General features: G+C 69.7%; 7 protein-coding genes. 4 read left to right on the top strand and 3 right to left on the bottom strand.

Annotated features, from left to right (window positions below):
- Positions 1-129 precede the first annotated feature (129 nt).
- Positions 130-1,119: a P1 family peptidase gene (locus EV278_RS23795; RefSeq protein ID WP_132096717.1), complete on the bottom strand. Its 990-nt coding sequence runs from the start codon at positions 1,117-1,119 to the stop codon at positions 130-132.
- Between the two features lie 67 nt (positions 1,120-1,186).
- Between EV278_RS23795 and EV278_RS23790 the strand changes: the two genes are divergently transcribed.
- The gene (locus EV278_RS23790; protein ID WP_132096715.1) at positions 1,187-2,611 is read left to right on the top strand and encodes an amidase; all 1,425 of its coding nucleotides are present in this window, start codon (positions 1,187-1,189) and stop codon (positions 2,609-2,611) included.
- 215 nt (positions 2,612-2,826) lie between these two features.
- Here the strand turns inward: EV278_RS23790 and EV278_RS23785 are convergent, their stop codons facing one another.
- Positions 2,827-3,591, bottom strand: coding sequence for a helix-turn-helix transcriptional regulator (locus EV278_RS23785; RefSeq protein ID WP_132096713.1), 765 nt, complete (start codon positions 3,589-3,591; stop codon positions 2,827-2,829).
- 184 nt (positions 3,592-3,775) lie between these two features.
- Between EV278_RS23785 and EV278_RS23780 the strand changes: the two genes are divergently transcribed.
- Both EV278_RS23780 and EV278_RS23775 read left to right on the top strand, forming a co-directional pair.
- Positions 3,776-5,923 carry a marine proteobacterial sortase target protein gene (locus EV278_RS23780; protein ID WP_132096711.1) on the top strand — a complete coding sequence of 716 codons (2,148 nt, stop codon included), beginning with the start codon at positions 3,776-3,778 and terminating at the stop codon, positions 5,921-5,923.
- Entirely contained in the window at positions 5,920-6,543 is a 624-nt protein-coding gene (locus EV278_RS23775; protein ID WP_132096709.1) for a class GN sortase, read from the top strand. The genes EV278_RS23780 and EV278_RS23775 overlap by 4 nt, the downstream gene beginning before the upstream one ends.
- Before the next feature lie 295 nt (positions 6,544-6,838).
- On the opposite strand, the gene EV278_RS23770 is transcribed toward EV278_RS23775, so the two are convergent.
- Complete coding sequence (locus EV278_RS23770; RefSeq protein WP_132096707.1) at positions 6,839-8,269, bottom strand: short-chain fatty acyl-CoA regulator family protein; 1,431 nt, start codon at positions 8,267-8,269, stop codon at positions 6,839-6,841.
- A 138-nt stretch (positions 8,270-8,407) separates the two neighbouring features.
- Between EV278_RS23770 and EV278_RS23765 the strand changes: the two genes are divergently transcribed.
- Positions 8,408-9,441, top strand: a 1,034-nt coding sequence (locus EV278_RS23765; protein ID WP_132096705.1) for a carboxyl transferase domain-containing protein, incomplete at its 3' end; no start/stop codon positions are given.

The raw sequence follows: 9,441 nt of genomic DNA, 5'->3' as shown, positions 1-9,441 counted from the left end.
ATCCATGCTGGCCTCCTTCCCAGCCAGCATCTTGAATCAGACGCCAGCTGATTTGGGAATCCCGCGATTCAGCTAAACCTCAACCCGCTCTAGAGCAAATCGTGCGATTCCTATATCGCGCGATTTGCTCTAGCTCCGCGCCGCGTAGACCCCGCGGGCGATCGCTCGCGCAAGGCAGTCGCCGGCCGCCGCGCCCAGCCTGGCGAGACGGAGCTGCCGGCCTTCCTCGCCAAGATCGATGGCCCCTGAGGCCGCGGCGAACACCACATCGCCATCGAACGGCGTGTGGGCCGGGCGGACAGCGCGCGACAGGCCGTCCTGGGCCATCATCGCCAGTCGCTGGCACTCGCCGGCGCCGAGGTCGGCGTTGGTGGCGACCAGAGCCAGGGTCGTGTTGGCGCCGGGCGCCAGACGACCCAGTCCCGCCAGACGGGAGTTGTCCGGCATTGGCTCGACCGCGCCGGCTGGACCGGTCGGCGTGCGACCGCCGAACTCGCCATCGATCTCGAACGGCCAGGCCCAGAAGGTCTCGCCATCCGGCATGAACACCGACCCAACCGGATTGACCGCAACCAGGGCCGCGACCACCAGGCCGTCGCCGAGGTCCAGCGAGGCCGAACCCAGCCCGCCCTGCACGAGGCCCGCCCGCGCGCCACGTCCCGCCCCCACGGCGCCCAGGGTAAAGGTCCTGTCGGCCGCCGCGAAGGCGGCCTGGCCCAAGGCGCGATAAGGCGGCTCCAGCCCCCAGGCCTTGTGGCCGCCATTGGCCAGGTCGTACAGCACCGCGCCGCCCACGATCGGCGTGCGGGGCGTATCCGGTCGCACCAGGAAGCCCTCATCGGCCTGGGATAGCGCCGCAGCCACTTCATCGGCGGCGGCCAGGCCGAACACCGAGCCGCCGCTGAAGGTCAGGGCGTGCAGCTTGGCATAGCCGTTCTCGGGCGACAGGGCGGCCGTCTCGCGCACGCCGGGTCCGCCGCCCCGCACATCCGCCGCCGCCGTCCAGCCGCCAGGAAAGCGGACCACCGTCACGCCCGTGCGCGCCACCTCGTCCGCGGCGTTGCCGACCGTAAGGCCGGGCACGTCTGTCAGCAGGTTGAGCGGACCGGGTCGAAGCAAGGCGATCTCCCTTTCGGATTCGCGCGCACTCTAGCGAAGCCGCCTGCGAGCGTCCTAGTCTCGATCCATGAGCGAACTTCCCGACCTGACCGCAACCGACCTTTCCCGGCTCTACGCCGCTGGAAACCTCTCGCCGGTCGAAGTGACCTCGGCGGTGCTGGCGCGGATCGAGGCCTGGGAACCGAACCTCGCCGCGACCTGGGCGCTGGACGCTGGCGCTGCGCTTGAGGCCGCCCGCGCCTCCGAAGCCCGCTGGCGAAGCGGCGAGGCGCTGAGCCCACTGGACGGCGCGCCCGTCACCATCAAGGAACTGATCGCCACGCGGGGCGTACCCAAGCCGCTGGGTTCGGCCGCCTCCGACCTCGTCCCCCAACCCGTCGACGCCCCGCCGGCCGCCCGACTGCGTGAGGCCGGCGCGGTGATCCTGGCCAAGACCACCAATCCCGACTTCGGCATGCTGTCGTCGGGGCTGTCGAGCTTCCATAAGCTCGCTCGCAACCCCTGGAACCTGGCCAAGACCCCCGGCGGCTCCAGCGCCGGCGCTGGATCGGCGGCGGCGGCCGGTTACGGGCCGCTCCACCTGGGCACTGACATCGGCGGTTCGATCCGTCTGCCGGCCGGCTGGTGCGGGGTCTACGGCCTCAAGCCCAGCAACGGCCGCATCCCGATCGATCCGCCCTATATCGGCCGTTGCGCCGGGCCGATGACCCGCACGGTCGAGGATGCGGCCCTGGCCATGACCGTGCTCTCCGCCCCCGATTGCCGGGACTACATGAGCCTACCGCCGGCGAGCCTCGCCTGGAACGACCTCGACATTGATCTCGCGGGCCTGCGCATAGGGCTGATGCTGGACGCCGGGGTCGGCCTGCAGGTCGAGCCGGAAGTGGCCCAGGCTGTGACCGCCGCCGCCCAGGCCTTCGAGGCGGCCGGCGCGATTGTCGAGCCGTTCGCGCCCTATCTGACCCGCGAGATGCTGGACGGCCTGGACCTCTTCTGGCGCACCCGTTCGCTGAACGACCTCGACGCCATGGACCCGGAACGGGCCGAGCGCGCCCTGCCCTACATTCTGGCTTGGGCGAGGGCCGCCCGAGGCGCCGACGGCCTGTCGGTCTATCGCGGCTTCAACCAGATCCAGCGCATGCGCGAAGTCGGCGCCAAGGCGTTCCAGTCGTTCGATTTCGTACTCTCGCCGACCGCGCCGGCGCCCGCCTTCGACGCGCATTTGCCCTCGCCCACCAACGATCCAGCCCGGCCGTTCGAACACATCGGCTTCACCGTGGCCTTCAACATGACCGAACAGCCGGCGGCGTCGATCAACTGCGGCTATACGGGCGGCGGCCTGCCGATCGGCCTGCAGATCGTCGGGCGGCGCTTCGACGACCTCGGCGTCCTGCGCCTGTCGCGCGCCTGGGAACGGCTTCGCCCCGTCCAGCGGCCCTGGCCAGCCGCGCCGTTCAACAACGATGGAGCGCCCGCGAGTTCCGACTTATGACGCCAAAGCCGTCAACATCGCGCCACGCCGCGCCGAGGACGGCTGCAACGAAGATTCTGGCGAGAACGCCGAACGCGACCCTGCCCGAAGCGGTATGATCCCAAACGAACGGCGGCGAGCCGGCGCGTGATCGCTTGCGGCCCCGGACCGTCGGCAGGTTCTTTTCTGCCGCCCGTTGCCCCTTCAGAGCCCGGGTTCGCCCATGACGCCCCGCCCTACCCCGCGAAGAATCGCGCGAAGCCCTTGTCGGTCACCCGGGCCAGGGTCGCGCGATAGAGGTCGTAATGGCTGGTTCCCGGCGCGATGCGGCCGAAGCGGGGATCGTCGACCCGGCGCAGCGGCACGAAGGCGATCGGGGCCGCCGCGGGGGTCAGGTGACTGCCCTGGCCGGCCTGAAGCGTGGTCAGCAGGCCGTACATCTCGCCGCCGATCACCGGCCGCCCCAGGACCACCAGCCGGAACTGCCCCTGCTCGTTGGTGATCAGGTAGGTGTGGCCCGACTGGTTGGACAGCGACACCGCGCCCTTCTGAGTGAAGTCGGCGTCCTCCCGCGCCGCCTCGCGGAACGCCAGGCTGGACGAGGCCTCATCCCAGGCGATCTCGGTGCGGTAGGCGTAGACCGCCTTGGGGTCCTCGAACGACGGCCTCAGAGTGACGTACTGCCCCTCCAGCCAGGCGACAGCCGTGCGCGAATACGCCCCCAGGGCCTCGGGCGCCAGGCCGGTCGGCGAAAGCGCGGCCGCCGCGCGGACCGGCGCGCGCAGGGACGCCCCCAGCGCCTCCTCCAACCGGATCGTGGTGGCCAGGGTGAACGGCCGTCGGCCGGCCAGCGCCTTCTCCAGGGTGGAGATGCTGATCTTGGCCAGGTCGGCCAGGGCCTGGCGCGACAGGCGCCGGCGCGCCAGCTCCTCGCGCACTCGCGCGGCGATGGCCTGGCTCAGTTCGGTCGAGAGGTCGGCTTCCGCCGCGGCCAGGGTCATCGCGTCAGGTCCTGACGAATCCGCACATTTCCGCACACTGCGGCACAGCGCCGGACCCTGCAAGGCCAGCAGTGGAGGATCTGCACGGCTTCCGCACGAACTATGCAGATCATGAGGCTCGCGGCCGGCGCCCCGTGTGAAGACAAGAGAGATCTCTCGCTTTTCGAGATGAGGAGATCTTCCCATGCCTGCTTCCGACGTCGGCGCGTCCCGTGGTCCGACCCGGTTTCGCGTCACCGCTCTGGCCGCTCTCGCCCTGCACCGGGGCGCGGTCGGATTGATGCTGGTGCTGGCCGTGCTGGCCGCCCTGGTGTTCTGCCGGGAAAGCTTCGCGGCCGAGCCCGGCGACGTGACCTCCGGGGCGCTGATGATGCGCGCGCGAGGCGGCGACCAGGTGGTCGAGGCCGTGCGGCTGGGAACCGACATCGACATGACCGTCAGCGGCCTGACCGTGCGCACCCGCGTCACCCAGGCCTTTCGCAACGACACCGGCCGCTGGGTCGAGGCGGTCTATGTCTATCCCCTGCCCGACGACGGCGGCGTCGACACCCTGAAGATGGTGGTCGGCGACAAGGTCATCGTCGGGGAGATCAAGAAGAAGGCCGAGGCCCAGGCGATCTATGACGCGGCCAAGGCCCAGGGCAGGAAGGCCGCCCTGGTCGAGCAGGGCCGGCCCAACCTGTTCACCAACTCGGTGGCCAATGTCGCGCCCGGCGAGACGGTGCTGGTGCAGATCGAATACCAGGCGCCCGTCTTGGTCTCGGCCGGCGACTATTCGCTGCGCGTCCCCCTGGTCGTGGCCCCCCGCTACACCTCGCCCGGCGCGCCGGCCGCTCCCGACGCCACAGCGCCGATCGTCGATCCGCGAGTCCACGGCAAGATCAACCCGGTGACCATCACCGTCCACCTGCGGGCCGGCTTCCCGCTGGCCGGGGTCTCCAGCGCCACCCACGCCGTGGACGTGCGCGACGAGCGCGGCGGCAAGCGGATCACCCTGGCCGGCGGCCAGGTTCCCGCCGACCGCGACTTCGTCCTGACCTGGCGCGGCGCGCCCCTGGCCGCCCCGGCCGTCGGCCTGTTCCACGAGAAGGTGGCCGGCGACGACTATGTCCTGGCCCAGCTGACCCCGCCGATCGCCGCGCGGACCACGCCGCCAGCGCCGCGCGACATCGTCTTCGTGATCGACAATTCCGGCTCTATGGGCGGGGAATCGATGGCCCAGGCCAAGGCCAGCCTAGCCTACGGCCTAGCCCACCTGAAGCCGGGCGACCGCTTCAACGTCGTGCGCTTCGACGACACGGTTTCGGTGCTGTTCCCCGGCGCCGTCGCCGCCGACGCCGACCATCTGGCCAAGGCCCAGAAGTACGTCGCCAGCCTCGACGCCGACGGCGGCACCGAGATGATCCCCGCCATGGCCGCCGCCCTTGAGGACGACCACGCCGGCGAAACCGGCCGGGTGCGCCAGGTGGTGTTCCTGACCGACGGCGCGATCGGCGACGAGCAGGGCCTGTTCGACACCATCAGCGCCAACCGCGGTCGCTCGCGGGTGTTCATGGTCGGCATCGGCTCGGCCCCCAACACCTACCTGATGAGCCGCGCCGCCGAACTGGGCCGGGGAACCTTCACCCATATCGGCTCGACCGACGCGGTCGAGGAGTCCATGCGCCGGCTGTTCGACAAGCTGGAAAGCCCGGTCGCCACCAATCTGAGCGTAATGTTCGAGGGAACCGAAGCCGACCTGGCGCCGGCCGTCCTTCCCGACCTCTATCGCGGCGAACCGATCACCGTGGCCGCCCGGATCGGCGCGATGAGGGGCGCCCTGCGGATCAGCGGCGTGATCGACGGCAAGCCGTGGGAGACCCGGATCTCGCTGAAGAACGCCGAGGCCGGCAAGGGCGTCTCCAAGCTATGGGCTCGACGCAAGGTCACCGACGCCGAGGTCGCCCGTAGCCTGGCCCAGATCAGCGAGGACGAGGCCGACGCCCGGGTGCTGAAGCTGGGCCTGGACCACCAGCTGGTGACCAGCCAGACCAGCCTGGTGGCGGTCGACAAGACCCCGTCGCGACCGGCCGACGCGCCGCTGACCCGCGCCGACCTGCCGCTGAACCTGCCGGCCGGCTGGGACTTCGACGTCCTGTTCGGCGGCGCCCGCCACCCCGGCGCGGACGGTCAGGCCGAGGCGGACGCCGACCAGCAGGTCGCCGGGCTGGACCTGCCTCAGACCGCCACCGACGGTCCGATGCTGGTCATGGTCGGCCTGGGCCTGCTGGCGCTGGGCGGGCTGCTGGGCGCTGGCGGCTGGATCCTGTCCGACCGGAGGAAAGCGGCGTGAGCCGGATCGCCAGCCTGCAGGGAGCCGCCCGACGGCGGCTCCCGTTCCTGGCCCCGGCGGCGGCGGTGGTGGCCGCGGGGCTGGCGCTCTGCGGCCAAGGCCTATGGATTCCGGCCAAGGCCGTCCTGGCCCAGGTGCTGCTGGAGCGCGCCTTCGCCCAGTCCGTCGCCACCGGGCAGCCGGTGAAACCCTGGCCCTGGGCCGACACCTGGCCTGTGGCCCGGATCACCTTTCCCCGCCTGCACCGCAGCGTGATCGTACTGAACGGCGCCAGCGGCCAGGCCCTGGCCTTCGGTCCCGGCCACGTGGCGGGCACGCCCGACGCCGGCGACCGCGGGACGGCAGTCTACGCCGCCCACCGCGACACCCACTTCGCCCTGCTGGGCCAGGTCCGGCCCGGCGACGAGGTCGCGGTGGAGCGCATCGATGGCCGGCGGTCCCGCTTCACGGTGGCCGGCGCCCAGGTCGTGCGCTGGAACGCCTCCGGCCTTGATCCCCACGCCCCCGGCCGCGCCCTGGCCCTGGCGACCTGCTGGCCGCTCGACGCCAAGACCCACGGTCCGATGCGCTACCTCGTCTGGGCCAAGCCCGTTGAAGCCATCCGAAGCGGAAACGATTGAACCCTCATGCTCAAGCGATCCGCGAACATACGCGCCGTCACCGACTGGTTGAGCAGGGCCAGGCCAGCTCGCCGGAACCAGATAGGTCGGTTTGCCGATCAGCAGCAGCCGCCCCGTCACGTCGCGCACACACCCAGCTAGGTCGTTGGTCCATGCGGATAGAGAACCGGCCATCCATCGGGACGTCCGACGGGGTTCTAGCGCCGTCTGGATGATCTCGATCCCGGTGGGGCCGGCGCCGGTGACGGTCGCCACGAAGCTCACGACTTCGCCGGGCCCACCGCCAGCGACTGGACTACCGTGACTGTTGAAAGCCCAGTCCCAGCTCGAACGGCGCCAGGCGTCGTTCGTTCTCATAGACCTCGAAGGCCCGGTCGACCGGCGGGAAGGCCCGCTGGGCGCAGTCATCGCGCTCGCAGATCCGGCAACTGACGCCGATCGGCGCCGTAGGCCCGGCTAGGTCCAGCCCCTGGGCGTAGACCAGGCTGTCAGCGTATTGCACTTCGCAGCCGAGGCCCAGCGCGTAGCGTCGATCCGGCCGCAGATAGGCGCCCGAGGGTTTGACCACGCCCTTGGCGATGCTGACATAACGCACCCCGTCCGGCATTTCGGCCAGTTGCACCAACCAAGCATCCGGTCGCGCGAAGGCGTCGTGCACATTCCACAGCGGACAGGTCCCGCCAAAGCGCGCGAACTGCAGGCGCGTGGCGCTATGGCGCTTGGTGATATTGCCGGCCTGATCGACCCTCACGAAATAGAACGGCACGCCGCGCGCGCCCGGCCGCTGCAGAGTGCTGAGGCGATGAAAGACCTGCTCCAGGCTCGTCTGGAAGGTAAGGCTCAGCTGCTCGACGTCATGGCGCGCCGCTCGGGCGGCCTCCCGGAACCGCTCATAGGGCAGCAGCATCGCGCCGGCCGCGTAGTTCAAAAGCGCCGTACGGCAGACCTTGGCCGCGCTCTCGCTGCGAAACCCGACCGCCGCCAGTTCGGCTTCCACGGCGTCGGCCAGGGTCGTAGCGACGATCTGGTAGGCCATCTGGAAGCTTCGGGTCGCCTGGGACTGGGCGGCGCCCAACACCAGCAAACCCGCGGCCTTGTCAAACCGCCGCAGTAGGTCGGGTTCGCCGGAGTCTTTGACACGCACCCCCAGGCCGTCGCGCAATCGGCGCTCAAGCACCAGCTGAGGGGCGTCCGCTCCGCCCAGGCCCAGGTCCTCGGCCAGGGCCTCGGCGGCGATGTCGAGGTTATGGATATAGTTGTTCTTGTAGTGAAAGAAGTCGCGCACCTCCTCGTAGGGCAGGAGCGCGCTGGCGGCGCCGCGCTCGTCCAGCGACACGGCCTCGTCGGTGGTTTTCAGGCGTTCGTCAAGTCGGCGGTAGGCGTGATGCAGAGCCAGATAGGCCTTGGCGAGGTTGGGGGTGTTGGCCACCGCCGCTTTCAGTTCGTGCAGGCTGGGCGCCTCGCCGTCCTGGATCGGATCGGCCGTGGCTTCCCGCAGGTCGGCGATCATCCGCTGGTCGTCGGCGGCGTCCAGCGAGGCGGCGTCGACCTCGAACACCCGCATCACGTCAATCAGCACCCGGGCCGTCACGGGCCGCTGGTTGGCCTCGATCTGCGACAGATAGCTGGCGGACACCCCCAGTCGCGCGGCGCAGGGCTCCAGTTTCCAACCCCTGGCCAGGCGCAGGAGGCGAACCTTCGGACCGATGAACAGCTTGTCGCGCATGGCTTTACAACTTTGCAATTTCACTGATTTCGCCATCGCAACCTCGCGTGACAGCTCGATTTTCCTCATGTTTTGCTTGCTGGCAAGCACAATAGGCTGATTTTGAAGCTCTCATTCCTTTTGCAAGAGCCTATCCGCGTGCAGCACATACTGGAGGAACTGGATCGCCGTCGCGAGCAGGCGCGGGCCGGGGGCGGCGAGGCGCGGGTGGCGGCCCAGCACGCCAAGGGCAAGCTGACGGCGCGGGAAAGGATCGACCTTTTGCTGGACGAGGGCTCGTTCGAGGAGTTCGACATGTTCGTCGAGCACCGCGGGACCGAGTTCGGCATGGCCGAGCAGAAGGTGCCGGGCGACGGGGTGGTGACCGGCTGGGGCACGATCAACGGCAAGGTCGTCTACGTGTTCTCCAAGGACTTCACGGTGTTCGGCGGGTCGCTGTCGGGCGCGCACGCGGCCAAGATCGTCAAGGTCCAGCGCCAGGCCATGAAGGTGGGGGCGCCGATCATCGGCCTGTTCGACGCAGGCGGGGCGCGCATCCAGGAGGGTGTCGACAGCCTGGCCGGCTACGCCGACATCTTCCTGGAGAACGTCATGGCCTCGGGCGTGGTGCCGCAGATCAGCGTGATCATGGGCCCCTGCGCCGGCGGCGACGTCTATAGCCCCGCCATGACCGACTTCATCTTCATGGTGAAGGACACCAGCTACATGTTCGTGACCGGGCCGGACGTGGTCCGCACCGTCACCAACGAGGTGGTCACCGCCGAGGAGCTGGGCGGGGCGCGGGTGCACGCCGCCAAGTCCGGCGTGGCCGAGGGGGCGTTCGAGAACGACCTGGAGGCCCTGACCCAGGTGCGCCGCCTGATCGACTTCCTGCCCTCGTCCAACCGCGAGGCCGCGCCGGAGCGCGCTAGCTTTGATGATGCGTATCGCGCCGAGCCCAGCCTCGACAGCCTGATCCCCAGCGATCCGGGCAAGCCCTACGACATGAAGGAACTGATCCTGAAGATTGTCGACGAGGCGGATTTCTTCGAGATCTCAAGCGAATGGGCCAAGAACATCGTCTGCGGCTTCGCCCGCATGGACGGGGAAAGCGTCGGCATCGTCGCCAACCAGCCGCAGGTGCTGGCCGGGGTGCTGGACATCGACAGCTCGCGCAAGGCCGCCCGCTTCGT

Source organism: Caulobacter sp. BK020, assembly GCF_004342605.1.
Classification (GTDB): domain Bacteria; phylum Pseudomonadota; class Alphaproteobacteria; order Caulobacterales; family Caulobacteraceae; genus Caulobacter.
This window is presented reverse-complemented; position numbering and strand designations above follow the sequence as displayed.